The organism is Pseudomonas cichorii (assembly GCF_003700275.1).
GTDB classification, from domain to species: domain Bacteria; phylum Pseudomonadota; class Gammaproteobacteria; order Pseudomonadales; family Pseudomonadaceae; genus Aquipseudomonas; species Aquipseudomonas cichorii_B.
Genome location: NZ_RBRE01000103.1, coordinates 1 through 24,998 on the forward strand (window position 1 = coordinate 1; position 24,998 = coordinate 24,998).

21 protein-coding genes are annotated in these 24,998 nt (G+C 58.8%); 15 read left to right on the forward strand and 6 right to left on the reverse strand.

The window, feature by feature from the left end:
* The 3 genes from ALQ04_RS26000 to ALQ04_RS26010 all read right to left on the reverse strand — a co-directional run.
* Nucleotides 1-656: MFS transporter (locus ALQ04_RS26000; RefSeq protein ID WP_122318773.1), on the reverse strand; the 656-nt coding region annotated here is incomplete at its 3' end.
* Nucleotides 657-940: 284 nt separating this feature from the next.
* A complete protein-coding gene (locus tag ALQ04_RS26005; RefSeq protein ID WP_122318651.1) occupies nt 941-2,185 on the reverse strand; it encodes a transporter associated domain-containing protein in 1,245 nt (414 codons plus the stop codon).
* 12 nt (nt 2,186-2,197) lie between these two features.
* Nucleotides 2,198-3,010 carry an inner membrane protein YpjD gene (locus ALQ04_RS26010; protein ID WP_122318652.1) on the reverse strand — a complete coding sequence of 271 codons (813 nt, stop codon included), beginning with the start codon at nt 3,008-3,010 and terminating at the stop codon, nt 2,198-2,200.
* Nucleotides 3,011-3,223: 213 nt separating this feature from the next.
* Between ALQ04_RS26010 and ffh the strand changes: the two genes are divergently transcribed.
* The 11 genes from ffh to ALQ04_RS26065 all read left to right on the forward strand — a co-directional run bounded on the left by ffh (nt 3,224) and on the right by ALQ04_RS26065 (nt 16,741).
* Nucleotides 3,224-4,600 (forward strand): signal recognition particle protein, encoded by a 1,377-nt coding sequence (ffh, locus tag ALQ04_RS26015; RefSeq protein ID WP_122318653.1) that lies wholly within the window; start codon nt 3,224-3,226, stop codon nt 4,598-4,600.
* 247 nt (nt 4,601-4,847) lie between these two features.
* A complete protein-coding gene (rpsP, locus tag ALQ04_RS26020) occupies nt 4,848-5,105 on the forward strand; it encodes a 30S ribosomal protein S16 (protein ID WP_025258884.1) in 258 nt (85 codons plus the stop codon).
* 5 nt (nt 5,106-5,110) lie between these two features.
* On the forward strand, nt 5,111-5,650 hold the full coding sequence (gene rimM, locus ALQ04_RS26025; protein ID WP_122318654.1) for a ribosome maturation factor RimM: 540 nt from the start codon (nt 5,111-5,113) through the stop codon (nt 5,648-5,650).
* Nucleotides 5,651-5,655: 5 nt separating this feature from the next.
* Complete coding sequence (trmD, locus tag ALQ04_RS26030) at nt 5,656-6,408, forward strand: tRNA (guanosine(37)-N1)-methyltransferase TrmD (protein WP_122318655.1); 753 nt, start codon at nt 5,656-5,658, stop codon at nt 6,406-6,408.
* A 44-nt stretch (nt 6,409-6,452) separates the two neighbouring features.
* Nucleotides 6,453-6,803, forward strand: coding sequence for a 50S ribosomal protein L19 (gene rplS, locus ALQ04_RS26035; protein ID WP_027902605.1), 351 nt, complete (start codon nt 6,453-6,455; stop codon nt 6,801-6,803).
* A 103-nt stretch (nt 6,804-6,906) separates the two neighbouring features.
* The gene (gene xerD / locus ALQ04_RS26040; protein WP_122318656.1) at nt 6,907-7,803 is read left to right on the forward strand and encodes a site-specific tyrosine recombinase XerD; all 897 of its coding nucleotides are present in this window, start codon (nt 6,907-6,909) and stop codon (nt 7,801-7,803) included.
* Nucleotides 7,804-7,950: 147 nt separating this feature from the next.
* Entirely contained in the window at nt 7,951-8,691 is a 741-nt protein-coding gene (gene dsbC / locus ALQ04_RS26045) for a bifunctional protein-disulfide isomerase/oxidoreductase DsbC (RefSeq protein WP_122318657.1), read from the forward strand.
* A 138-nt stretch (nt 8,692-8,829) separates the two neighbouring features.
* Nucleotides 8,830-10,134 carry a homoserine dehydrogenase gene (locus ALQ04_RS26050; protein WP_122318658.1) on the forward strand — a complete coding sequence of 435 codons (1,305 nt, stop codon included), beginning with the start codon at nt 8,830-8,832 and terminating at the stop codon, nt 10,132-10,134.
* A gap of 105 nt (nt 10,135-10,239) precedes the next feature.
* Nucleotides 10,240-11,649, forward strand: coding sequence for a threonine synthase (gene thrC / locus ALQ04_RS26055; RefSeq protein ID WP_122318774.1), 1,410 nt, complete (start codon nt 10,240-10,242; stop codon nt 11,647-11,649).
* 120 nt (nt 11,650-11,769) lie between these two features.
* A complete protein-coding gene (locus tag ALQ04_RS26060; RefSeq protein ID WP_122318659.1) occupies nt 11,770-15,384 on the forward strand; it encodes a transporter substrate-binding domain-containing protein in 3,615 nt (1,204 codons plus the stop codon).
* 88 nt (nt 15,385-15,472) lie between these two features.
* The gene (locus ALQ04_RS26065; protein ID WP_122318775.1) at nt 15,473-16,741 is read left to right on the forward strand and encodes an EAL domain-containing protein; all 1,269 of its coding nucleotides are present in this window, start codon (nt 15,473-15,475) and stop codon (nt 16,739-16,741) included.
* Here the strand turns inward: ALQ04_RS26065 and ALQ04_RS26070 are convergent.
* Entirely contained in the window at nt 16,710-17,372 is a 663-nt protein-coding gene (locus ALQ04_RS26070; protein WP_122318660.1) for a response regulator, read from the reverse strand. The two genes, ALQ04_RS26065 and ALQ04_RS26070, sit on opposite strands and share 32 nt — an antisense overlap.
* Before the next feature lie 283 nt (nt 17,373-17,655).
* On the opposite strand from ALQ04_RS26070, the gene ALQ04_RS26075 reads away from it, so the two are divergent.
* Nucleotides 17,656-17,949 carry a DUF3509 domain-containing protein gene (locus ALQ04_RS26075; RefSeq protein WP_122318661.1) on the forward strand — a complete coding sequence of 98 codons (294 nt, stop codon included), beginning with the start codon at nt 17,656-17,658 and terminating at the stop codon, nt 17,947-17,949.
* A 140-nt stretch (nt 17,950-18,089) separates the two neighbouring features.
* On the opposite strand, the gene ALQ04_RS26080 is transcribed toward ALQ04_RS26075, so the two are convergent.
* Entirely contained in the window at nt 18,090-18,974 is an 885-nt protein-coding gene (locus tag ALQ04_RS26080) for a TIGR02285 family protein (RefSeq protein ID WP_122318662.1), read from the reverse strand.
* A 272-nt stretch (nt 18,975-19,246) separates the two neighbouring features.
* Between ALQ04_RS26080 and ALQ04_RS26085 the strand changes: the two genes are divergently transcribed.
* From ALQ04_RS26085 to ALQ04_RS26095, 3 genes are all read left to right on the forward strand, one after another.
* Nucleotides 19,247-19,789 carry a YaeQ family protein gene (locus ALQ04_RS26085; RefSeq protein WP_122318663.1) on the forward strand — a complete coding sequence of 181 codons (543 nt, stop codon included), beginning with the start codon at nt 19,247-19,249 and terminating at the stop codon, nt 19,787-19,789.
* Nucleotides 19,790-19,849: 60 nt separating this feature from the next.
* Nucleotides 19,850-21,565: a single-stranded-DNA-specific exonuclease RecJ gene (recJ, locus tag ALQ04_RS26090; protein ID WP_122318664.1), complete on the forward strand. Its 1,716-nt coding sequence runs from the start codon at nt 19,850-19,852 to the stop codon at nt 21,563-21,565.
* A gap of 90 nt (nt 21,566-21,655) precedes the next feature.
* Nucleotides 21,656-22,762, forward strand: a complete 1,107-nt coding sequence (locus ALQ04_RS26095) for an NADH:flavin oxidoreductase/NADH oxidase (RefSeq protein WP_122318665.1) — start codon at nt 21,656-21,658, stop codon at nt 22,760-22,762.
* An 18-nt stretch (nt 22,763-22,780) separates the two neighbouring features.
* Here ALQ04_RS26095 and ALQ04_RS26100 read toward each other — a convergent pair whose 3' ends face one another.
* Nucleotides 22,781-24,880, reverse strand: a complete 2,100-nt coding sequence (locus tag ALQ04_RS26100) for a PAS domain-containing sensor histidine kinase (protein ID WP_122318666.1) — start codon at nt 24,878-24,880, stop codon at nt 22,781-22,783.
* Nucleotides 24,881-24,998: the final 118 nt, after the last annotated feature.

Here is a 24,998-nt window from a genome sequence, read left to right on the forward strand (position 1 = left end):
TTCAGGCGCACATATAAACCGACCATGACCAGCGCGGCGCTGAGCAGGAAAGGAATTCGCCAGCCCCAATCACGGAATTGCTCGTCGTCCAGCGTCAACGCCAGTGCCAGGAACAGGCCATTGGCGGCCAGGAATCCAATCGAGGGGCCCAGTTGCGGAAACATGCCGAACCAGGCGCGTTTGCCCTTGGGCGCATTTTCGGTGGCCAGCAGTGCTGCGCCGCCCCATTCACCGCCCAGTCCCAGGCCCTGGCCGAAGCGCAGCAGGCAGAGAATGATCGGTGCCCAGGCCCCGATGGTCGCATAGCCCGGCAGTACACCAATCAGGGTGGTGCAGACGCCCATCAGCAGCAATGAGGCGACCAGCGTCGATTTGCGGCCTATGCGGTCACCGAAATGGCCGAACAGTGCCGAGCCCAATGGGCGGGCGAGGAAGGCTATACCAAAGGTCAGGAACGACGACAGCATCTGTGCGGTGCCGGAGGTCTGCGGAAAGAACACCGGACCGATCACCAGCGCCGCTGCCGTGGCGTAGACATAAAAATCGTAGAACTCGATGGCGGTGCCGATGAAGCTGGCCGTCGCTACGCGGGTTGCCGAGTTGGTGGGTGGTGTTTGAGTGTCGTCGTTTTCGTTGAGTGTGGCGGTGCTGGTCATGCGGTTATCCCTGACAGTCATCTTGCCTGGCGTTTATCACGCAGCGGCAAGTATTCATTCTTGTGATTGTGGGCAGCAGCGCTGAGCAGATTGGCCCGGTTGGGCCTGGAGGCAATGGCAAGGCTCGGGGATGGGAGCGTGCCAGGGAATATACGAGTCGTTCAGGCTGAATGACTGGCCGTCTGCGCTGGGTGCGGGTAGCACGCGCGACGGCTGGCTGGGTAAGCGCAAGGATTATAGGAAGGGCTTCGCTCGCGAAACAAGTAGCCACATCTCGTCGGGATTCAGTTAAAGACCAGACTCGGTGCGTTCTGCCACATCATGACGCGCTTCACGCGATTGTCCTCGGTTTCCAGGATTTCCAGCCGGTACGGGCCGATCTTAAGGCACACCGGACCTTCGGGTATGGTTTCCAGCGCTTCGGTCACCAGGCCGTTGAGGGTCTTGGGGCCGTCGGAAGGCAGGTGCCAGCCCAGGCTTTTGTTCAGCTCGCGAATCGATGCGGCGCCTTCCACTTCAAGGCGACCGTCGGCCTGACGGGTGACGTGGGGGTTGTTGAGGGTCTGTTCGTTCTCGAACTCGCCGACGATTTCTTCGAGGATATCTTCCAGGCTGACAATCCCCAGCACTTCACCATATTCATCTACCACCACGCCCAGTCGGCGCTGTTGCTTGTGGAAGTTGAGCAGTTGCAACTGCAGGGGCGTGCTCTCGGGCACAAAGTAAGGCTCGTAGCAGACGGCCAGCAATTGCTCCTTGGTCAGTTCGCCCTTGGGCAACAGGTGGCTGATCTGGCGGGTGTTGAGGACGCCCTGCACCTGATTGATATCGTTGTGATAGACCGGCAGGCGAGTGTGGCGCGAAATGATCAGGCTTTCGATGATCTCTTCGATGGGGTCGTCGATGTTGACGCCATCCACTTCGTTGCGTGGTATCAGAATGTCGTTGACCGTAATGCTGTCCAGGGCATGAATGCCGGACAGTACATTGGCCCGCGGGTGATGCTCTTGAACGCCATCGTGGCTGGGCTTCTGAGCGTCCTCGGCAAAGTCCTGATCCTGGCTGGCGACCTGACGCATGCCGAAAAGGCGCAGCAGGTACTTGGCAAGGGCGCTGAATACGCGGGCCAGCGGCCAGACGATTTTCATCGGAATGTGCAGGGTGCCGTTGCCGAGCAATAGCGTGGCGACCGGGTAGCGGGCGGCCAGCCGACGCGGGATGAACTCGGCAAAGACCAGCATGACGCCTGCGGTGACGAGCCAGGCCACGGTCGGGCCATTATTGAACCAGCCACCGAGGGCGATCAGCGTGGCGATAACGGTGATCAGGGTCTTGATCAGCGTATTGCTGAAAATCAGGCTGTTGAGTTCAAAGGCCAGTTCGGGAAAGGCCGCCGCTTCGTGGGGGCGACTGCCGGCGCGCAAGGCCTTGAGCTGATGATGCGCGGTTTCGACTGCGGTCAGCAGTCCGGACCAGAGCATCAGGAGAGTCAGCACACCCAGAAGTGGGCCGATGGGCAGATTATCCATGATCGACGCCCGTCAGATATGCAGAATGAATTCGCGTACCAGCTTGCTGCCGAAATAGGCCAGCATCAGCAGGCAGAAGCCGCCCAGGGTCCAGCGAATGGCCTTGTGTCCACGCCAGCCGAGATGGTTGCGTCCCCACAGCAATACGCTGAACACTATCCAGGCCAGACAGGCTAGCAGGGTCTTGTGCACCAGATGCTGGGCAAACAGGTTCTCGACGAACAGCCAGCCGGAAATCAGTGACATCGACAGCAGTGTCCAGCCGGCCCAGAGAAAACCGAACAGCAGGCTTTCCATGGTTTGCAGCGGCGGGAAGTTCTTGATCAGTCCGGAAGGGTGCTTGTGCTTGAGCTGGTGATCCTGCACCAGCACCAACAGCGCCTGGAACACAGCGATGGTGAACATGCCGTAGGCCAGAATGGAAAGCAGGATATGACTGAGAATGCCCGGCTCTTCGATGATCGGCTGCACCGTGCCGCTGGGTGCGTACTGGGCCAGCAGGACGGTGGTCATGCCCAGTGGAAACAGCAGCACCAGCAGGTTTTCCACGGGAATGCGCGTGGTGGCGATCAGGGTCAGGGCTATCACCGAGACGGCGATCAGGCTGGCGGCATTGAAGAAGTCCAGGCCCATGCCCGCCGGGTTGGCCAGTTGCGAGTAAAGACCGATGGCGTGGGCAATCACGGCCAGTGTTCCCAGCAGGCCAAGCAGCCGCTTGTCGGGTTTGGCGGTCCGGCTCAGGCGGACGCCCTGATAGACGGTCGCAGCGGCATAGAGGCTGGCGGCGGCGAGGCTTGAGAGCAGGCTGGTGGATAAAGGGAACATAGATCCTGATGGACGGGCCTGAAAGACGCTGAGTTTGGCATACAACCGACATTTCACGAAAGACTACATAAGCAGTCTGCGTAGTGTCAGTTCCGCGGAGTCTTCGCTATAATCCGCGACCTGCTCAAGCCGCAGGCTCGCCGAGCGCCATTTTCTTCATCGCGGGCCGGGCCGCATCAACCGGGGTTCGACCAGAGCCTTAAAGGATCGCGCATGTTTGAAAACCTTACCGACCGCCTCTCGCAGACGCTGCGCCACGTAACTGGCAAGGCCAAGCTGACCGAGGACAACATCAAAGATACCTTGCGCGAAGTGCGTATGGCTTTGCTCGAAGCCGATGTCGCCCTGCCGGTGGTCAAGGACTTCGTCAACAACGTCAAGGAACGCGCCGTCGGCACCGAGGTGTCGCGCAGCCTGACGCCGGGCCAGGCGTTCGTGAAGATCGTTCAGGCCGAACTCGAAAGCCTGATGGGCGCCGCCAACGAAGATCTGGTGCTCAACGTCACGCCTCCGGCAGTGGTGCTGATGGCCGGTCTGCAGGGTGCGGGTAAAACCACCACGGCCGGCAAGCTGGCGCGCTTCCTTAAAGAGCGCAAGAAGAAAACCGTGATGGTGGTGTCGGTGGACGTCTATCGTCCGGCCGCTATCAAGCAGCTTGAAACCCTGGCCAACGATATCGGCGTGACATTCTTCGCCTCCGATATCAGCCAGAAGCCTGTGGATATCGCCCAGGCGGCCATCCGCGAAGCCAAGCTCAAGTTCATTGATGTAGTGATCGTCGATACCGCGGGTCGCCTGCACGTCGATGCCGAGATGATGGGCGAGATCCAGGCGCTGCATGCCGTGGTCAAGCCGGCAGAAACCCTGTTCGTGGTCGATGCCATGACCGGTCAGGATGCGGCCAACACCGCCAAGGCGTTCGGCGATGCGCTGCCGTTGACCGGTGTGATTCTCACCAAGGTCGATGGCGATGCCCGTGGCGGTGCTGCGTTGTCGGTACGTGCGATCACCGGCAAGCCGATCAAGTTCATCGGTATGGGCGAGAAGAGCGAAGCGCTGGAACCCTTCCATCCGGATCGTATCGCCTCGCGTATTCTCGGCATGGGCGACGTGCTCAGCCTGATCGAGCAGGCCGAGCAGACTCTGGATAAAGAGAAAGCCGACAAGCTGGCGAAGAAGCTCAAGAAGGGCAAGGGCTTCGATCTCGAGGATTTCCGCGATCAACTGCAACAAATGAAGAACATGGGTGGCCTTGGTGGCCTCATGGACAAGCTGCCAAGTATCGGTGGCATGAATGTCTCGCAAATGGGCAATGCCCAGGGCGCCGCCGAGAAGCAGTTCAAGCAGATGGAAGCCATCATCAACTCGATGACTCCTGCCGAGCGTCGTGATCCCGATCTGATCAGCGGTTCGCGCAAGCGTCGCATCGCCATTGGTTCAGGGACCCAGGTGCAGGACATCGGGCGCCTGATCAAGCAGCACAAACAGATGCAGAAGATGATGAAGAAATTCTCCGCCAAGGGCGGAATGGCAAAAATGATGCGCGGCATGGGTGGAATGTTCCCCGGCGGCGGCATGCCGAAGATGTGATTGCGCCGCGCGCAAGTTGCTTTGCGCGCGCTCATTCCGGAGGCCTGGCCTCCGGCAAGCCCGCATTCTGCGGGACTCAACACGCTGTCTGACGACAGCTTCATGGCAAATCTGCACGGCATGCCGACAGGCGCCGGAAAAAGACATTTGCAAAAGTCGGGATATTCCTTAGAATATGCGGCCTTTCGGGCACCTATGCCCGCTGTGCATCTTAGATTTGCAGCACCGACTACAGGAACGATGTTCAATGCTAACCATCCGTCTTGCCCTTGGCGGCTCCAAAAAGCGCCCGTTTTACCACCTGACCGTAACCGACAGCCGCAACGCTCGTGACGGTTCCCACAAGGAACAAATCGGCTTCTTCAACCCGATCGCTCGTGGTCAGGAAGTTCGTCTGTCCGTCAACGAAGAACGCCTGAACTACTGGCTGGGTGTTGGTGCTCAGACTTCCGAGCGCGTTGCTCAGTTGATCAAAGAGCACAACAAGGCCAAGGCTGCGGCCTGAAACCTATGAACGCGACGCCTGCATCTGCCGACGATCTGATCGTCATTGGCAAGATTTTCTCGGTTCATGGCGTTCGCGGCGAAGTGAAGGTTTATTCCTTTACGGATCCGGTTGATAACCTGCTGGACTACAACACCTGGACGCTACGGCGCGAAGGGCGAGTGGAAAAACAGGTAGAGCTGGTCAGTGGACGCTTGCAAGGCAAGTTCCTGGTCGCAAAGCTCAAGGATCTCGATGATCGCGACGAAGCTCGTCTTCTGTCCGGTTGCGAAATCTGCGTGCAGCGCAGCCTGTTCCCTGATCTGGACGATGGCGAGTACTACTGGTACCAGCTTGAAGGCCTCAAGGTCATCGACACGCTCGGGCAATTGCTCGGCAAGATCGATCACCTGCTTGAAACCGGCTCGAACGATGTAATGGTGGTCAAGCCCTGCGCGGGCAGTCTGGATGATCGCGAGCGTCTGTTGCCCTATACGGAGCAATGTGTGCTGGCAATCGACCTGGGCGCCGGCGAGATGAAGGTGGATTGGGATGCGGACTTCTAAGTGCCATGGCTAGCCTACGCATAGAAGTCATCAGTTTGTTCCCGGAGATGTTTTCCGCCATCAGCGAATACGGCATAACCAGCCGAGCGGTGAAACAAGGGCTCATGCAGCTGACTTGTTGGAATCCGCGGGACTACACCACTGATCGTCATCACACTGTGGATGATCGCCCATTTGGCGGTGGTCCGGGCATGGTGATGAAGATCAAGCCCCTTGAAGATGCTCTGGTTCAGGCCAGGCAAGCGGCGGGGGATGCGGCGAAGGTGATTTACCTGTCGCCACAAGGCCGCAAACTGGATCAGTCGGCGGTACGCGAACTGGCGCAGGAGGAAGCGATTATCCTCATCGCCGGTCGTTATGAAGGCATTGACGAGCGTTTTATTGATGCTCATGTCGATGAAGAGTGGTCGATTGGTGACTATGTACTGTCCGGTGGCGAGCTACCGGCGATGGTGCTGATCGACGCGGTTACGCGACTGCTGCCTGGAGCTTTAGGGCATGTGGACTCCGCGGAGGAAGATTCCTTCACGGACGGTCTGCTGGATTGCCCGCATTACACCCGACCTGAGGTGTATGCGGATCAGCGTGTTCCCGACGTGTTGCTAAGTGGCAATCACGCGCACATCCGGCGTTGGCGTTTACAGCAGTCCCTTGGGCGGACCTGGCAACGACGCGCCGATCTTCTGGAAAGCCGCTCGCTTTCTGGAGAAGAGAAGAAGCTGCTGGCGGAATACATCCGCGAGCGGGACGATAGTTAACGTATCGATGGTCGATCCATACGGATTACCTTAGGAGCACCAGCATGACTAACAAAATCATTCTTGCCCTCGAAGCAGAGCAGATGACCAAAGAGATCCCTACCTTTGCCCCGGGCGACACTGTTGTCGTTCAAGTGAAAGTGAAGGAAGGCGACCGTGCACGTCTGCAAGCGTTTGAAGGCGTTGTAATTGCCAAGCGTAACCGTGGCGTGAACAGTGCTTTCACTGTTCGTAAAATCTCCAACGGTGTTGGCGTTGAGCGTACTTTCCAGACCTACAGCCCGCAAATCGACAGCCTGGCTGTGAAACGTCGCGGCGACGTTCGCAAGGCCAAACTGTACTACCTGCGTGACCTGTCCGGTAAAGCAGCTCGCATCAAGGAAAAACTGTCCTGATACAGTTTTTCGATGCATAAAAAAAGCAGCCTGCGGGCTGCTTTTTTGTGGCCGGGTGTTTAATCATGCAACTCATCTGTCGCAATACGAAGCCCGAGTCAAAATGCCTGCCATCGACCACCCTCTGATTGACCGTTTTCTGGATGCGCTGTGGCTGGAAAAGGGTTTGTCCGATAACACCCGCGACTCTTATCGCAGCGATCTGGCCCTGTTCAATGGCTGGCTGCAGGAGCGTAACGTGGACTTGATCAGTGCCGGGCGCGATGTGATTCTCGATCACTTGTCCTGGCGGATGGATCAAGCCTACAAGCCCCGTTCGACCGCCCGCTTTCTGTCCGGAGCGCGTGGTTTCTATCGTTACCTGCTGCGCGAGCGGCTGATTGGCGTCGATCCGACCTTGCTGATCGACATGCCGCAACTGGGCAAGCCATTACCCAAATCCCTTTCTGAAGCCGATGTCGAAGCCCTGTTGGCGGCTCCCGATCTGAGCGAACCCATCGGCGAGCGTGACCGGGCGATGCTGGAAGTTCTGTATGCTTGTGGCCTGCGGGTCACCGAACTGATCAGCCTGACGCTTGAGCAGGTCAATCTGCGCCAGGGCGTGTTGCGTATCATGGGCAAGGGTAGCAAGGAGCGTCTGGTGCCCATGGGCGAGGAAGCCATCGTCTGGGTCGAGCGTTACATGCGCGGCGCCCGTGACGAGCTGTTGGGCGGACGCCCCAGCGACATCCTGTTCCCCAGCCTGCGGGGCGAGCAGATGACGCGGCAGACCTTCTGGCATCGCATCAAGCATCAGGCGGCGGTCGCCGGTATCGGCAAATCCCTGTCGCCTCACACCCTGCGCCATGCCTTTGCCACGCATTTGCTCAATCACGGTGCCGACCTGCGGGTGGTGCAGATGTTGCTGGGACACAGCGATCTGTCCACGACCCAGATTTATACCCATGTTGCGCGTGCCCGATTGCAGGATATGCATGCCCGGCACCACCCGCGCGGCTGAACATCCCTGTAACTTATGTCCCCGTACTTATGTCAGTGCAGGTCGGTGTTACAGGCCTTATGTGATAGGCTTTGCCGGTTTCGCAGATTGAAGCTGGCGTCCGCCGTTTTCGGCGCCACCGGTCTGTCCGCCGTTATAGGAGTTTTCATGCGCTTGCCTCATGTTTTTGCTGCCGCCATTATTGCTCTGGCTGGCTCTTTCAGTGCGTTCGTCCAGGCTGATGCGGTACCCGATCAAGCCATTCGCAAGACTCTGGAATCGCTGCAACTGGAACTGCCTGTAGAGAGCATCGCAGCCAGCCCGCTCAATGGCCTCTATGAAGTCAAACTCAAGGGCGGCCGGGTTCTTTATGCCAGTGCCGATGGCCAGTTCGTGGTGCAGGGCTACCTGTTCCAGATCCAGAACGGCAAACCGGTCAACCTGACCGAGAAGACCGAGCGTCAGGCTATTTCCAAAACCATCAATGGTATTCCGACCAATGAAATGGTGGTTTACCCGGCCATCGGTGAAACCAAGTCGCACATCACCGTCTTTACCGACACCACCTGTCCTTATTGCCATAAGCTGCATGAAGAAGTGGCCCAACTGAACAAGATGGGTATCGAAGTGCGCTACCTGGCTTTCCCGCGTCAGGGGCTGGGTTCGCCGGGCGACCAGCAATTGCAGGCGGTGTGGTGTTCCAAGGACCGCAAGCAGGCCATGGACAGCATGGTCGAGGGCAAGGACATCAAGGCCGCGAAGTGCGAAAACCCGGTCAGCAAACAGTTTGAAATTGGTCAGTCGATTGGTGTGAATGGCACGCCGGCCATCGTTCTGGCTGATGGCCAACTGATTCCTGGCTATCAGCCTGCTGCTCAGGTTGCAAAGCTGGCGCTGGGCGCCAAATAATCCTGCCTCGTCAGGGCAACCTGATGGGCATGGGGTGACGTCGTGACGTCGCCCCGCTAAACATCTGGAGCTGCATGGCGACATGCGGCTGTTTTCCACGGCCGACTTCGGGGCGGCCGTTTTTCGGGGAGTTCATCAGTGAAACCGGTCAAAGTAGGCATCTGTGGGCTGGGTACTGTCGGTGGCGGTACCTTTAACGTACTTCAGCGTAACGCCGAGGAGATTGCCCGCCGTGCCGGGCGTGGAATCGAAGTTGCGCAAATTGCGGTTCGTACAGCTAACCCCAACTGCCAGATTACCGGTACCCCGACCACTACCGACGTGTTCGCGGTGGCGGAAAATCCTGAAATCGATATCGTCGTCGAGCTGATCGGTGGCTACACCGTTGCCCGTGAACTGGTGCTCAAGGCTATCGAGAACGGCAAGCATGTGGTCACCGCCAACAAGGCGCTGATCGCGGTCCACGGCAATGAAATTTTCGCCAAGGCTCGCGAGAAGGGCGTGATCGTGGCATTCGAGGCCGCTGTTGCCGGTGGTATCCCGGTCATCAAGGCCATCCGTGAAGGTCTGTCGGCAAACCGCATCAACTGGGTCGCCGGGATCATCAACGGTACCGGTAACTTCATCCTGACCGAAATGCGCGAGAAAGGCCGTACCTTCCCTGACGTACTGGCTGAAGCCCAGGCGCTGGGTTACGCCGAAGTCGATCCGACCTTCGACGTCGAAGGCATCGACGCTGCGCACAAGCTGACGATTCTGGCTTCCATCGCATTCGGTATCCCGCTGCAGTTCGACAAGGCCTACACCGAAGGCATTACCAAGCTGACCACTGCCGATGTGAACTATGCCGAAGCGCTGGGTTATCGCATCAAGCACCTGGGCGTTGCGCGCAGCACCGAGCAGGGTATCGAGCTGCGTGTTCACCCGACGCTGATCCCGGCCGACCGCCTGATCGCCAACGTCAATGGCGTGATGAACGCGGTCATGGTCAATGGCGATGCATCGGGCTCGACCCTGTTCTACGGCGCTGGCGCCGGCATGGAGCCAACCGCTTCTTCCGTGGTCGCCGATCTGGTGGACGTGGTACGTGCCATGACCTCCGACCCGGAGAATCGCGTTCCGCACCTGGCCTTCCAGCCGGACTCGCTGTCCGCTCACCCGATCCTGCCGATCGAAGCGTGCGAAAGTGCCTACTACCTGCGCATCCAGGCCAAGGACCATCCAGGAGTGCTGGCCCAGGTTGCAAGCATCCTGTCCGAGCGCGGCATCAATATTGAATCGATCATGCAGAAAGAAGTCGAAGAGCAGGACGGGCTGGTGCCAATGATTCTGCTGACGCATCGCGTACTCGAGCAGCGCATGAACGATGCAATCACGGCTCTGGAAGCCTTGCAGGATGTAGTGGGCCCGGTTGTACGGATCCGTGTCGAACATCTGAATTAATGATAGCGGCAAGCTTCAACCGGCAAGCTGCAAGTAGAAGCCCGTGTGCTCTTGCTTGAAGCCTGTAGCTTGAAACTTGCAGCTCAAACCAAAGGTTTGAAAAAAATGCGCTATATCAGTACCCGCGGCCAGGCGCCGGCGTTGAATTTTGAAGATGTGCTGCTTGCCGGTCTGGCCAGCGATGGTGGTCTGTACGTCCCGGAAAACCTGCCACGTTTCACGCAGGAAGAAATCGCCTCATGGGCGGGCCTGCCGTATCACGAGCTGGCTTTCCGGGTGATGCGTCCGTTCGTGGATGGCTGCATCCCGGATGCCGATTTCAAGAAGATCCTGGAAGAAACCTACGGCGTGTTCGCCCACAGTTCGGTTGCGCCACTGCGCCAGTTGAACGGCAATGAGTGGGTGCTTGAGCTGTTCCATGGCCCGACCCTGGCGTTCAAGGACTTTGCCCTGCAACTGCTCGGTCGTCTGCTGGACTATGTGCTGGCCAAGCGTGGCGAGCGTGTGGTCATCATCGGTGCGACTTCAGGCGATACCGGCTCTGCCGCGATTGAAGGCTGCCGTCGTTGCGACAACGTCGATATCTTCATCCTGCACCCCAACAAGCGTGTTTCGGACGTTCAGCGTCGGCAGATGACTACCATCTTCGGCGACAACATCCATAACATCGCCATCGAAGGCAACTTCGACGATTGCCAGGAAATGGTCAAGGCCAGCTTCGCCGATCAGGGCTTCCTGAAAGGTACACGTCTGGTTGCGGTCAACTCGATCAACTGGGCGCGGATCATGGCCCAGATCGTCTACTACTTCCATGCGGCCCTGCAGTTGGGTGGCCCGGCGCGTTCGGTTTCGTTCTCCGTGCCTACCGGTAACTTCGGCGACATCTTCGCCGGTTACCTGGCACGCAACATGGGGCTGCCGGTCAATCAACTGATCGTGGCCACCAACCGTAACGACATCCTGCACCGCTTCATGAGCGGCAACCAGTACGTCAAGGAAACCCTGCACGCGACACTGTCGCCTTCGATGGACATCATGGTGTCGTCGAACTTCGAGCGTCTGCTGTTCGATATGCATGGTCGCAGCGGTGCCGCGATTGCCGGCCTGATGGATACCTTCAAGCAGGGTGGCGGTTTCAGCGTCGATGAAGACCGCTGGACCGAAACACGCAAGCTGTTCGATTCGCTGGCAGTCAGTGACGAGCAGACGTGCGAGACCATCGCCGAGGTGTTCGCCCGAACCGGTGAAGTGCTGGATCCGCACACCGCTATCGGGGTCAAGGCCGCGCGTGAGTGCCGTCGCAGCCTCGACACGCCGATGGTGATCCTCGGAACGGCCCATCCGGTGAAATTTCCTGACGCCGTTGAGAAAGCTGGTGTAGGAAAAGCTCTTGAGCTCCCTGCACATTTGTCTGATTTGTTCGAGCGCGACGAACGCTGCACCGTTTTGCCAAATGACCTCAAAGCCATGCAGGCCTTTGTCAGCCAGCACGGCAATCGTGGTAAAGCGTTATAACGGAATCGTTGTGTAACAACTTTAGGCCCGCCACTTGGCGGGCCTTCTCATTTTCACGTGCCAAACTTTGGAGGTTTTTGAGTTCATACGGATGAGTCAATTGTTGTGAAACAGGCAAGTATGCAAGGTGAAGTCAGGAGGACAGGCAACCTGATCACCGGACGTGCATGGCGCACGATTTTATTCCTGTTGGCGCTGTCTTTCGGTCAGGCCGCAAGTGCCGTACAGAATCTGCAGTTTACGCTGAGTGCACCCTTTGTCCTGCTGGACGATTTGCCCCTCGATGCGGCTGAACGCCAGTGGCTGGAGCAGCGCAAGGTGCTGCGGGTCGGAATTGCCAGTGCCGACTACGAACCCATCGATATCACCAGCGACCGCAACCGTTATCAGGGCATCAGTGCCGACTACCTGAGCCTGATTGGCGACAAGCTGAACATGCCGATCCAGGTGACCGGCTTTTCCAAGCGCGAGCAGGCGATTGCGGCATTGCGCAGTGGCAGCATCGACATGATCACCAGTGCCAACGGTTTCGAGCGCGCCGTGCAGGGGCTGGCATTTTCCCATGAATACATGCCCGACTCTTCAGTGGTGGTCGGCCGAGGCAGCGATCCGAGCCCGTCGTCGGGACTGACAGGCAAGAAAGTCGTGTTGCTCGATGGATATGCCGACTCAAGGGTTGTGCATAGCACCTATCCCTACAGCGAAATCATGATCGCGCCCAATCTCTATAGTGCGCTGGAAGCCTTGAGCCAAGGGGAGGTCGACGCCTTTATCGGCAATGAAGTGATTGTGCGTTCCTATAACGCATTGCGGCCGTATCTGGGCCTGCAGGTCAAGTTCGAGAGTGCATTGCCGCCAGTGGGTTTCGCCTTTGCCGTGCGTGAGGACGATCAGCGCCTGCTGGGCTTGATCAACCGCGTTCTGAGCAGCCTCGATCCTGCGGTCGGGCGCGAGGTGCTGGGGCGCTGGACCCAGGGGCTGGGGGCCGATGTGGGCGGGCAGCGCATCACCCTCTCCGGGGCAGAAAGGCTCTGGGTCAGCAAGCACCCTGGCGTGACGATCTCGACTACCCAGCATCCGCCTTATGTCTACAAGGACAATAACGGCAACTGGGTCGGGCTGAATGTCGATGTGCTGGCGCGTATCTCGCGCATGACCGGCCTGCAGTTCATCTACAAGGAAGTACCTTCGACCCAGCAGAGCCTCGAAGTACTGAAGGCCGGAGAGGCTGAAATGAATACCACGATGGCCGAAAATGCCGAGCGCCGGCAGTTTCTGGATTTCACCTATGCATTCGGTGGTAATAGCTGGGTATTCGTCGTGCGCTCGGACAGTTCTTCGCAAGTATCCCTGAGCAGTCTTTCCGGGCGAATACTGGCCTTGCCTGCAAGGCATGCGCTGGAAGGCGACATCCGGCGCAATTTCCCGGGGATTGAGCTTCGGCTGGTCGCCACGTACGCCGAGGCGCGCAAACTGGTGGAAAGCGGTGAAGCGCATGCCACGATCCAGAACGAGGCCGGGGCCTATCTGTTTCCGGCCGGTCGCTTGAAAGTGGCACGCAGTGTCGAAGGCAAGTGGTCCCCCGACCGTTTTTCAGTGATCAAGTCGCAACCCGAACTGCTCAGCATCCTGAACAAGGCCCTTGAAGCGTTTCCGGTGGCCGAGATGCGCTCCATTCGCATGAAATGGTTGGGTTCGGTACTGCCTCAGCCTTCGCTCTGGAGCCGGATCCCGCAGTGGGTATTCTGGATTGTGGTGCTGGCCTTGTTGCTCGGCATGGTATCTCTGGTCTGGAGCAGCCGGCTCAAGGTCCAGATTCACCAGCGGCTCAAGGCAGAAACCCAGCTCAATGACCAGTTGGCTTTCAAGCATGCGTTGTTCGATGGCATTCCCAATCCCATTTATGTCCGTGACCTCAAGGGGCGGCTGATCTCCTGCAACCGCAGCTATGAAGAAAGCTTCGGTATCAGCTTCGAGCAGATGAATGGCCGCCGCCTGATCGATGTCGAGTTGATTCCGCGCTCCGTCGCCGAACAGATGCACGCCGACTATCTCAAGCTATTGGAAACCAGGCGGCCGATCTTTGCCGACAGAACCATGGAGTTGTCAGGCAAACAGGTCGATGCCTGGCAATGGACGGTGCCTTTCTTCGGTGCCGATGGCCAGTTGCAGGGTCTGCTGGGTGGCTGGGTCGATATCACTGAACGCAAGCAGCTGGCAGCTCAGCTTGAAGAAGCGCTGCGGCATGCCGATCAGGCCAGCGAGGCCAAGAGCGCGTTTCTGGCCAGCATGAGTCACGAGATTCGTACACCCATGGGTGCCATCATCGGCCTGCTGGAGCTGGAATGTGAACAGGCATTGCGGCGCGGCGAAACGCCCTCGCAAAGCATTCAGGTGGCGCATCGATCGGCCAGGGAACTGGTCGCGTTGATTGGCGACAGTCTCGATCTGGCCCGGATCGAGGCCGGAGGCATGCAACTGTCCTTGTCTGCGACCGCGTTGCATCCGTTTTGCGAGGGGATTGTCCAGCTGTTCTCGGCCCTTGCCGTGCAAAAAGGCGTGGAGCTGAGACTAGAGTTTGCCAGTCAGGCCCAGGGCGACTATTGGCTTGATCCGCTGCGGTTGCGTCAGGTGTTGCATAACGTGCTGGGCAACGCCTTGAAGTTCACCCAGCAGGGCTCCGTGGTGCTTACCGTCAGCGTGCTTGAGGAGCACAGCGAGGCGTCGCGTATCCAGATAGTTGTCCAGGACAGCGGAGCAGGGATCGATCCTCGCCGTCAGGAACAGATCTTCCAGCCTTTCATCCAGGCCAGTGCCGAAATTGCCGCTCGCTACGGCGGCACCGGGCTTGGCCTGAGTATCTGCCGTCAGCTTGTGGAACTGATGAACGGGAAAATCAGCCTGTGCAGTGAGCCGGGGCAGGGCACGCAAGTAACTGTCGAACTCACCCTGACACGTGTAAAGCGCCTGAGCAGCGTGCAGGACGAGCCGAGGATGCAGGACCCGCAGCCAGGCCAGCGCAGTCTGCGTTTGCTGGTAGTGGATGACATGTCTGCCAACCGTCTGGTGCTGACCCAGCAATTGGAATTTCTCGGCCATCAGGTGGTGCCCGCCGAAGGCGGCGCGCAGGCGCTGGAGTTATGGCGTGAAGCGGGGTTCGATGCGGTGATCACCGACTGCAACATGCCCGGAGTCAGCGGTTACGCACTGACCGAAGCGATCCGCAATATCGAGGCGCAGGAACAGCTTCCACGCTGTCCGGTCATTGGTTGTACGGCCAATGCGATGAAGGACGAAGGTTCTCGCTGCGAACGTATCGGCATGGACGGCCTGCTGGTCAAACCCTTGTCTCTGGAGCGTTTGTCGGCGGAGCTGGCAAAGGTCATTCGCGAACAGACATTCGACATCGGCACTTTGCGGCGCATGACCCAGGCCAATGAGCAGCAGATGCAGCGCCTGCTGGGAGAACTGTGGAAAAACCTGCGCCATGAACGTGAGCTGTTGCAGCCTGCCATCGGTGCCTGTGACTGGAAGGCCTTGAGCGCCTCCCTGCATCGTTTGAAAGGTGCTGCCTGTCTTGTCGATGCGGTGCCTCTGGCCAAGGCCTGTGCAGCGCTGGACGCCAGCGTGAAGAGCGAGTCCGGGTCGACCCTGATCGAGCGTTGGCCGGTGCTGGATGCTTCGATTGAAAGCTTGCGGGCGGATATCGAGTTACAACTGGAGCAGGTGCCCTGATTTTAGGACTTGTCTTATGGGGCAAAGACACAAGGTTGCCTAGAGTACGGTTACTTTCGCCCCAAGGCCGTGATCTGGAAATATGACCGTGCGCTCTCTCAAAGTACTGATCCTCGAAGACAATCCTTTTCAATTGATGGCTCTGCATCAGATGCTCAATGCCAATCAGGTTTTCGACGTGCTGACCGCCGACAGCGTCGAAGTCGCCAGGCAGTCGTTGCTCAATCGTGGGGGCGTCGATATCGCCATCTGTGACCTGCAGATGGACGGGGCTGATGGCCTGGAGCTGATTCGTCATCTGGCGCAGACGGGCCAGGCCCGGGCGCTGATCGTACTGAGCAAGGCTTCGCAAACGGTGCTCGATGGCGTGGTGCAATTGGCCCGCAGCCAGGGCCTGGAAGTGCTGGGCTACTTGCAGAAACCGGCGTCAGCAGCGCTGCTGTGCGATTTACTTGAGGTCTATGAGCCGATCCCTGAACAGCGTTCGTCGAGCTCTCAGCCTTATCCGGTGTTCTGTGGCGAGCAATTGCTGGTTGTGGCGCCCGGCCAGAATGGTCCTGACCCGCAAGCACTGGCTGAGCAATGGGTCGCCCATTTTCAACCCAAGGTCAGTGTTGATGGCGATGTCCTGGGTGTCGAGGCACTGGTTCGTTGGCAGCATCCCGTGCATGGATTATTGGCCCCCGGCAGCTTCATGAGCGCAATCGAACATGCCGGACTGCTGGTGCCATTGACCTGGCGTGTGCTTGAGCAGGCCCTGCAACTGTCCGCCGATGTCCGCGGCTGGCAGGGCGAAGCCTTGCCGGTGGCGGTGAATATTGCTCCTCAGGTGCTGGAGCAGACAGATTTCGCTTCGCGAATCATGGCGCTGCTAAACCGCTATGAGTTGCCGGCAAGCGTGTTGACACTCGAAATTCTAGAACATGACGCCCGGCAACCCAGGGTCTGGCAGCTGGAAGCGCTATTGCGCCTGCGCATGCAGGGCTGCAAGTTGTCCATCGATGATTTCGGGATGGGCGCCTCGAACATTCAGCGGCTTTTACAGCTGCCGTTCTCTGAGCTGAAGATTCCCACCGAGTTCGTCCGGGGCATGGCGGACGATCCGCGCAAGTCGGCAGTGGTCGCCGGGGCGATGTTCATGGCGCGGCGCCTGTCGATGGACATCGTGGTGGAAGGGGTGGAAAACATCGATGACTTTCACAGCCTGCTGGTCCTGGAGACGCCTGCGATTCAGGGGTATTTCGTCTCGCGGCCGCTGTCTGCGACAGATCTGGCGTGCTGGCTCAGGGAACGTAAAAAGTACAATCCTTACCAGCAAAGAAAGCTCAGGACAGGCCATGCTCCTGCAGGTAAATGAAAAACGCGGCTTCGTTGCCCAGGCCGAGCTTGCGCATGGCACTGACTTTTTGCGCACTGACGGTCTGTTTGCTGCGGTTCAGTTGCGTGGCGATTTCCCCGACGGCATTGCCGGCGGCCAGCAGACGCACCACTTCCAGCTCTCTGGGGCTCAACTGATCGAGTGCTTTGAGCCGGTCGCTCCCATGATCCTCGGCTTCGAGCAGAATCCGCTGCACCGAATCGGCCATGAACACTTTATTGCGACGAATGCTCCGGATCGCCGCCGGCAACTCGCCGGCCACGCTGGCCTTGCTCAGCAGCCCTTGTACATTGAGCGAGAGCATCGCCCGGAACAGCCCGGCATTGCTCAGGGTTGTCACCACGATAACCGGTAGCCTCGGGAAGTGGCGATGAATGCGTTGTAGCAGGCGCAAGCCATCGTTCTGCCGCTCGGCAGGCATCATGAAGTCCGTGACCAGCACATCGCAGTCATGGTTTTGCAGTTCCTGCAACAGTTCGTCCGGGCAGCAGGCCTGGGCGACGACATGCGCGGCATGGTCTTGCTCGATCACCACCCGCAGGCCGATCAGAAAGATCGGATGGTCATCGGCGAGGATGATCCGCAAGGGACGATCAGTGGAAGCGCTCAATGTATTGCTCCATCGAAGGGCAGCTAACGTCATTGCACATGATGTTGCTGTTTGGGGATCGCCTTGAGCTAGAGCGGGTTTGTAGGATTCTGGATGTTTGTACGGGTGAATATTCCTATAGCTGATGAGCTGATCTGATCCGCGGTTTTTTCCTTGTCATATTTGGCAGGCATGCTCGGTCATCTGAGCCGTCCAGTCATCCGTGCAGGCAAAAGAACTTTCCGCGCTTGCCGATGGTCAGTGATAAGCACCTTTGCATTCAAACTGTTGAGTGGTGATCCAGATGGAAAATATCAGCTTACTGTTAAGTGAAGCGCTGGCTCCCTACCAGGCCAGCCTCAGCCCGGAAGGTTCTCGTGGAGAGCGCCTGGTGACGCTGAAAGATGCGGCAGGTGCCATTGTGATCGAGCGCAGTTTCAGTGCCGATCAATTACGCGACAAGCGCCAACTGACCGATGTCGTGGACGGTTTGCGCCGGGATCTGATGGTTGCCGAAGGGCGGATCGAGCCTTGTGTGATTGCTGCAACGCGCCATGCAGCCATGAGTCGTGCGTTCGTTGCCCCGGCGTTTGCCTGAGTCTTGAACGAGTCAGGAACCTTATCCGTCAACCGCGTTCAGATTAATTGTGGCAGGTACGATCATTGTGCTCCGGTGATCGAAAACCTCCCAGGTGTTTGCCCCGGGCAGTCTTCCCCTCTGCCCGGGGTTTCTTTTATCTAATTTGCCTCGAAGAACGCCTTGGCGTCACGGATGTATTGCGGGCGAAATTCCGGCTCCAGCCAGTTTGCGTAGAGATTCAACAAGCTGGTTTCGCGCAGGCTGCGCATTTCCCGGTTGATGATTTCCATGGCTTGCCGGCCTTTGGGGTTATCCGAGCAGCCAATGTGGGTGAACTGGTATTTGGGCGTGTCCTTGACTGGCAGGAACACCAGTTCTTCCGGATTGATTCCCTGATGCATGGCCTGGGCGCGAGCTTCGGGCCAGTAGCTGATCAATGCCTGCAGGCGCCCTAGCCGCTCCATCTGCAGCAGGCTGCCGACCGCATCGTTGCCATAGTGCTCGCTCAACTCCTCCCGCGGCGTGTGGCTGAGAATCTCATCGATCACGATCCCGTAACTGCGCTCGGCCACAACACCCAGCTTGATGGTCTTGCTGTTCATCAGTGCGAGCAGATCGATGTGGTCGTCGGTAATGAACGGCGTGAATAGCTGCATGTCGTTCTTGCGCACCACCAGTCCGTTGCTGAGCACGATGTAGGTCGGAATCGAAAAGACGATGGTCCTGGCCCGTAACGGAGTCCACAACAAGGTGGGGTCGCAGGTGAGTGTAGGGTCGTTGAGCATCTGTGTGCCACGTGCTCGATTGACCCGCATCAGCACATGTTCGTACTCGGGCATCCGGGCGGTCAGGATCGGCATGAATTGATCGATGGCTCCCTGCCCTTGGTAGGGCCCGGAAAATATCGTTGCGGGCGGCATGTCACGCAGGAGCCAGATCAGGGTCTCTTTAGCCTGGCTGATGCAAGGTAACCCGGACAACACCATTGCCAGCAGTAGCCGGGCCAGATGCGATCTTGCAGACTGCGAGGCAAGAGAAGACATTCCCTGGTTTCATCCCCGAAAATTATTGTTCAAGTGAACAGACGGTGATTGGATCGTTGTTGCGCCGCTGGCGTCACAAGTCCTTTGATTCCTGACATCCGAGTCAAGATGATGGCCTTTTCCGCTGCCTTAAGTTGCATCAATGTTCACGATCAGGCCAGTGGATTTTGCAGGCCGCGCGAATGCTCTGGCTGCCGATTGCCTGCCAAGGTCGTTCGCCGGCCCGGTATCGGTTAGACTTGCGCCTTTTCCCCGACTCTAGAAGCCCGTTCATGGCCCAGCCGTCCACGACCTACAAGTTTGAACTGAACCTCACCGATCTTGATCGTGGAGTCTATGAAAGCGTCAAGCAGACCATCGCCCGCCACCCGTCCGAGACGGAAGAGCGCATGACCGTGCGTCTGCTCGCCTATGCCTTCTGGTACAACGAGCAATTATCGTTTGGTCGTGGACTGTCTGAAGTAGACGAACCAGCCCTTTGGGAAAAAAGTCTCGATGACCGTGTCCTGCACTGGATCGAGGTGGGCCAGCCCGACGCCGATCGCCTGACCTGGTGTTCGCGACGTACCGAGCGCACCAGCCTGTTGGCCTACGGCAGTCTGCGGGTCTGGGAAGGCAAGGTGGTTCCGGCGGTCAAGAATCTGAAGAACGTCAACATCGCAGCGGTACCGCAGGACGTTCTGGAAGAGCTGGCCAAGGATATGCCGCGGGTCATCAAATGGGATGTGATGATCAGTGAAGGCACCGTGTTCGTGACCGATGATCGCGGTCAGCACGAAGTGCAGTTGCAATGGTTGGCCGGTGAGCGCGGCTGACCGCCTGGCTCTGACCGACCCGATCCGATTGTTGAAACCATAGAGAATCAGCTGAACCGCATGCGCATCGAACCTCGTCTGTTGCCCGACACCCTGCCTTTTCTGGGCGACCTGCCGCCCTTGCTTACCCGGCTGTACGCTTCAAGAGGGGTGATGTCCGAAGCTGAACTGGACAAGGGCCTGAAGCGACTGATTCCCTGGCAGCAGCTCAAGGGGATCGATGCGGCTGTCGAGTTGTTGGTTGTTGCGCTTGAGCAGCGCCAACGGATCCTGATCGTCGGTGACTTCGATGCCGACGGTGCTACCGCCAGTTCGGTCGGCGTATTGGGGTTGCGCCTGTTTGGCGCGGCACATGTGGATTATCTGGTGCCCAATCGTTTCGAGTACGGTTACGGCCTGACCCCGGAAATCGTCGCTGTGGCCCTGCAGCGTCAGCCGCAATTGCTGGTTACCGTGGATAACGGCATCTCCAGCGTCGAAGGTGTGGCAGCGGCCAAGGCAGCGGGGCTGCAAGTGTTGGTCACTGATCACCACTTGCCCGGTCATGAACTGCCGCTGGCCGATGCCATCGTCAACCCCAACCAGCCCGGTTGCACCTTCCCGAGCAAGTCGCTGGCCGGTGTCGGGGTGATTTTCTACGTATTGATGGCCTTGCGCGTGCGTTTGCGCGAGATCAACTGGTTCGAGAGCAATCAGCGCGCCGAGCCGAACCTGGGTGATCTGCTGGATCTGGTGGCATTGGGCAGCGTTGCCGACGTGGTGCCGCTGGATGCCAACAACCGCATCCTGGTGCATCAGGGCCTGATGCGTATTCGTGCTGGCCGTGCCCGTCCGGGATTGCGGGCGATTCTCGAAGTGGCGCGTCGCGATCCGTCGCGCATCACCTCGACCGACCTGGGGTTCATCCTCGGCCCGCGCCTGAATGCTGCCGGTCGTCTGGATGACATGAGTCTGGGCATCGAATGTCTGCTCTGTGACGATCCGCTCATGGCGCGGGAAATGGCCGTGCAACTGGATGAGCTGAATCAGGACCGCAAGTCCATCGAGCAAGGCATGCAGCGCGAAGCACTGGCCCAGCTCAAGGATCTGCCGGTGGAGTCCATGCCGTTCGGCCTGTGTCTGTTCGAGCCGGACTGGCATCAGGGCGTGATCGGTATTCTCGCTTCGCGCATGAAAGAGCGTTATCACCGTCCGACCATTGCCTTCGCCAGTGCCGGTGAGGGCGTGCTCAAGGGCTCGGCTCGCTCGGTGCCCGGCTTTCACATTCGTGATGCGCTGGACGCAGTTGCCGCCCGTCACCCGCACCTGATCAGCAAGTTCGGCGGGCATGCCATGGCGGCCGGCCTGTCCTTGCCGGAAGAAAACTTTCCAATGTTTGCCGAAGCCTTCGATCTGGAAGTGCGTCGTCAACTCAATGAAGACGACCTCACGGGCCGCTTGCTGTCCGATGGCACTCTGGCGGTCGAAGAGTTTCATCTGGAACTGGCGCGAGCCCTGCGTAACGCCGGTCCATGGGGCCAGCATTTTCCCGAGCCGTTGTTTCATGGCGTCTTTCAGTTGGTCGAGCAGCGTGTGGTCGGCGAGCGTCACCTGAAAATGGTGCTCAAGACCGAATGCGGCAGTGTAAAGCTCGATGGCATTGCCTTCGGCGTTGATCGCGACATCTGGCCCAATCCCAATATTCGCTGGGTAGAGCTGGCCTACAAGCTGGATCTCAACGAGTTTCGCGGCAATGAAACCGTGCAGTTGATGGTGACCCATATCGCGCCCCGCTAGTCAGGCGGAACCCGGCCTCTTTTCATGTTGTCGACTAGGCTCTGTAGACGAAAAAAGTCCAGCGCCTGATTTTCAACTTGAGAGGTCGCCATGAGCCTGCTGCTTGAACCCTATACCCTTCGCCAGCTCAACCTGCCCAACCGTATCGCTGTCTCGCCCATGTGCCAGTATTCTAGTGTCGATGGCCTGGCCAACGACTGGCATCTGGTCCATCTGGGCAGTCGCGCCGTGGGCGGGGCAGGGTTGGTGTTCAGTGAAGCTGTCGCGGTTACCGCAGACGGTCGCATCACGTCCCAGGACCTTGGCCTGTGGAGCGATGAGCAGATCGAGCCGTTGCAGCGCATCACCCGTTTCATCACCGCCCAGGGCTCGGTAGCCGGTATCCAGCTGGCTCATGCCGGTCGCAAGGCCAGCACCTGGCGTCCCTGGCTGGGCAAGCACGGCAGCGTGCCCGAGAGCGAAGGTGGCTGGAAGCCATGGGGACCATCGGCAATTGCTTTCGACCCGCAACATACAGCGCCGGTGCAACTGAGCGAAGCGCAGATCCAGGGCGTGATCCAGGCCTTTGTCGATTCCGCCCGTCGTGCGCTGATCGCCGGATTCAAGGTGGTCGAGGTTCACGCTGCCCATGGCTATCTGCTGCATCAGTTTCTCTCGCCGCTGAGCAATCAACGTACCGACCAGTATGGCGGCTCGTTTGAAAACCGTATCCGCCTGACCCTGGAAGTGACTCAGGCCGTGCGCGATGTCTGGCCGGAAGAATTGCCGCTGTTCGTCCGGGTGTCAGCCACCGACTGGGTGGAAGATGGCTGGAACCCCGACGAGACGGTGGAACTGGCGAGTCGTCTGAAAGCGTTGGGTGTCGACCTGATCGATGTTTCTTCGGGCGGTACTTCGGCCAATGCCGAAATTCCGGTCGGTCCCGGTTACCAGACGCGCTTTGCCGAGCGGGTCCGCAAGGAATCAGGGATTGCCACCGGTACGGTCGGCCTGATTACCGAGCCGGCCCAGGCCGAACATATCCTGCGTACCGGTCAGGCCGACATCATTCTGCTTGCGCGGGAGTTGCTGCGTGACCCGTACTGGCCGCTGCATGCCGATGACGATCTGGGTGGACGCAAGGCGGTCTGGCCCGCGCAGTATCAGCGAGCGACTCATCGTGACCAGCCGATCCATGAGTCTGATCTGCGCGACTGAGCATTGCAGCGCAACGGCTCAGGAAAGCTCCTGAGCCGATCCATCGAGCAGTGCCGTGATGCGGCTGCTCAGGGCGGTGATGGAGAACGGCTTGGTCAGGATATGCATACCCGGCTCCAGGTTATCCTGGTCCAGGGCGGCGTTTTCGGCGTAGCCGGTCACGAACAGCACCTTCAGCTCAGGACGCACCGTTCTGGCCGCATCGGCCACCTGACGCCCGTTCATGCCGCCCGGCAGACCGACATCGGTGATCAGCAAGTCAACCGCCGCTTTCGATTGCAGAATCACCAGGGCTGCGGCTCCCTGCTCGGCCTGCAGCACGGTATAGCCTTGCTCTTCGAGGACTTCGGTCATCAAGGCGCGTACGGCCGGTTCGTCATCCACCACCAGAATGGTTTCGCTGCCAGTGGCCGGCCTGGGCTCGGATCCCAGGCAGATGGCGTATTCGACAGGTTCGCTTTCGCCGACGAACTGCGGCAGGAGGATACAGATCTTCGAGCCCTTGCCGGGCTGCGAGTCAATGCTGACACCGCCGCCGGATTGCCGGGCAAAGCCATAGACCATCGACAGACCGAGGCCCGTGCCCATGCCGATGGGCTTGGTGGTGAAGAACGGATCGAATGCCCGACCCACCACTTCTTCGGACATTCCGGTGCCGGTATCGCTGACGCACAGCGCCACATAATGCCCAGCCTGCATTTCATGTCTGGCCGCTGTCGAGGCATCCAGGTAGCGGTTGCCGGTTTCGATGATTATCGTACCGCCGTCCGGCATGGCATCCCGGGCATTGATACACAGATTGAGCAGCGAGTTTTCCAGTTGATGCGGGTCGACCATCGTTGCCCACAGATCTTCGGTGGGCCTTACCTGCATGTCGATGCCAGGCCCGACGGTGCGGCGGATCAACTCCTCCATGCCGGTGACCAGTTGATCGACATGCGTGGCTTTCGGGGCCAGCGTCTGGCGGCGGGAGAAGGCCAGCAGCCGATGAGTGAGGGCTGCCGCACGCCTGGAGCCTTCCAGGGCCGAGGTGATATAGCGTCCCAAGTCCATGCGGCCCTGGTTCACCCGTGACTGAAGCAGCTCGATATTGCCGGTTATCCCCATCAGCAGATTATTGAAGTCATGTGCCAGGCCACCGGTCAGTTGCCCGACAGCCTCCATTTTCTGCGACTGGCGCAAGGCTTCTTCAGCCACGCGCAAGGCTTCGGAATGCAGCCTTTCCTGAGTGATGTGCTTGCCCAGCGCGAAGATCAGGCTATTGCCCGGCGCAGCGGTCCAGCCAAGCCAGCGATAGCTGCCATCCTTGTGCATATAGCGGTTTTCAAACAGCGGCAGCACTTGGTCAATGGCATGCTGCAGAGCGTCCTGGGTCCTTGATACATCGTCAGGGTGAACCAGATCCAGGATCGATGTTCCGACCAGTTCCTCCGGCTCTCGTCCCAGAATCACGCCCCAGGCCGGGTTGACCCGCAGGAAATAACCGCTGAAGTCGACCATTGCCAGCAGGTCCGGGGAAATCTCCCAGAACGTATTCAATTCGGCAGTGCGCTGTTCCAGCTGGGCGGACTGATGCTTTTCCAGTTCGATCAAGTTGCTGATCAACGCCTGGCGTTTGCGCTCGCTGGACTCCAGCGCCTGCTGATCCAGGACGTGGCGAGTGGTTTCATTGGTGATGCAAAACACGCCGACGGTCACGCCATGCTCATCAATGACCGGGGAAAACGAGAACGACCACCAGGTTTGTTCGGGTTCGCCGTAGCGTGCCATGGTCAGGGGCATGTCCGTGCAATGACAGGATTTTCCGGCAATGGCGTCCTCGACCAGAGGCGAAACCTGATCCCAGACATCGGCCCACAGTTCGGCAATCCGCTCGCCGATGGCCTTGCCTTTGCGCGGTCCGAGAATGGGGGTGTAGGGATCGTTATGGAAGAAGATCAGTTGCGGCCCCCAGAGCAGATACATGGACTCCGGCGAGTTCAGCATCAGGTTCAGGGTGCTTTTCAATGAGGCAGGCCAGTGCTCTATCGGCCCCAGAGGTGTCTGGCTCCAATCCTTGTCCCGGATAATCCGGGCCGCTTCACCTGTGCCAGCAGGAAAACCAGTGCTTGAGGTCACGTCAGGCAGGCTCCGGTACGGCAACGCTGGTGGAATGGGCTGTTCATAGGCTTTCAGGACCGATTATCAATGCGCCGGGCTACGGCGTAAGGTCTTCTTGAGTGAGTTGACCCTTGAA

Excerpts from the sequence above, each read along its gene's own strand:
- ALQ04_RS26005 (WP_122318651.1), bottom strand. The coding sequence starts at position 2,185 with ATGGATAATCTGCCCATCGGCCCACTTCTGGGTGTGCTGACTCTCCTG.
- ALQ04_RS26010 (WP_122318652.1), bottom strand. The coding sequence starts at position 3,010 with ATGTTCCCTTTATCCACCAGCCTGCTCTCAAGCCTCGCCGCCGCCAGC.
- ffh (WP_122318653.1), top strand. The coding sequence starts at position 3,224 with ATGTTTGAAAACCTTACCGACCGCCTCTCGCAGACGCTGCGCCACGTA.
- rpsP (WP_025258884.1), top strand. The coding sequence starts at position 4,848 with ATGCTAACCATCCGTCTTGCCCTTGGCGGCTCCAAAAAGCGCCCGTTT.
- rimM (WP_122318654.1), top strand. The coding sequence starts at position 5,111 with ATGAACGCGACGCCTGCATCTGCCGACGATCTGATCGTCATTGGCAAG.
- trmD (WP_122318655.1), top strand. The coding sequence starts at position 5,656 with ATGGCTAGCCTACGCATAGAAGTCATCAGTTTGTTCCCGGAGATGTTT.
- rplS (WP_027902605.1), top strand. The coding sequence starts at position 6,453 with ATGACTAACAAAATCATTCTTGCCCTCGAAGCAGAGCAGATGACCAAA.
- xerD (WP_122318656.1), top strand. The coding sequence starts at position 6,907 with ATGCCTGCCATCGACCACCCTCTGATTGACCGTTTTCTGGATGCGCTG.
- dsbC (WP_122318657.1), top strand. The coding sequence starts at position 7,951 with ATGCGCTTGCCTCATGTTTTTGCTGCCGCCATTATTGCTCTGGCTGGC.
- thrC (WP_122318774.1), top strand. The coding sequence starts at position 10,240 with ATGCGCTATATCAGTACCCGCGGCCAGGCGCCGGCGTTGAATTTTGAA.
- ALQ04_RS26060 (WP_122318659.1), top strand. The coding sequence starts at position 11,770 with ATGCAAGGTGAAGTCAGGAGGACAGGCAACCTGATCACCGGACGTGCA.
- ALQ04_RS26075 (WP_122318661.1), top strand. The coding sequence starts at position 17,656 with ATGGAAAATATCAGCTTACTGTTAAGTGAAGCGCTGGCTCCCTACCAG.
- ALQ04_RS26080 (WP_122318662.1), bottom strand. The coding sequence starts at position 18,974 with ATGTCTTCTCTTGCCTCGCAGTCTGCAAGATCGCATCTGGCCCGGCTA.
- ALQ04_RS26085 (WP_122318663.1), top strand. The coding sequence starts at position 19,247 with ATGGCCCAGCCGTCCACGACCTACAAGTTTGAACTGAACCTCACCGAT.
- recJ (WP_122318664.1), top strand. The coding sequence starts at position 19,850 with ATGCGCATCGAACCTCGTCTGTTGCCCGACACCCTGCCTTTTCTGGGC.
- ALQ04_RS26095 (WP_122318665.1), top strand. The coding sequence starts at position 21,656 with ATGAGCCTGCTGCTTGAACCCTATACCCTTCGCCAGCTCAACCTGCCC.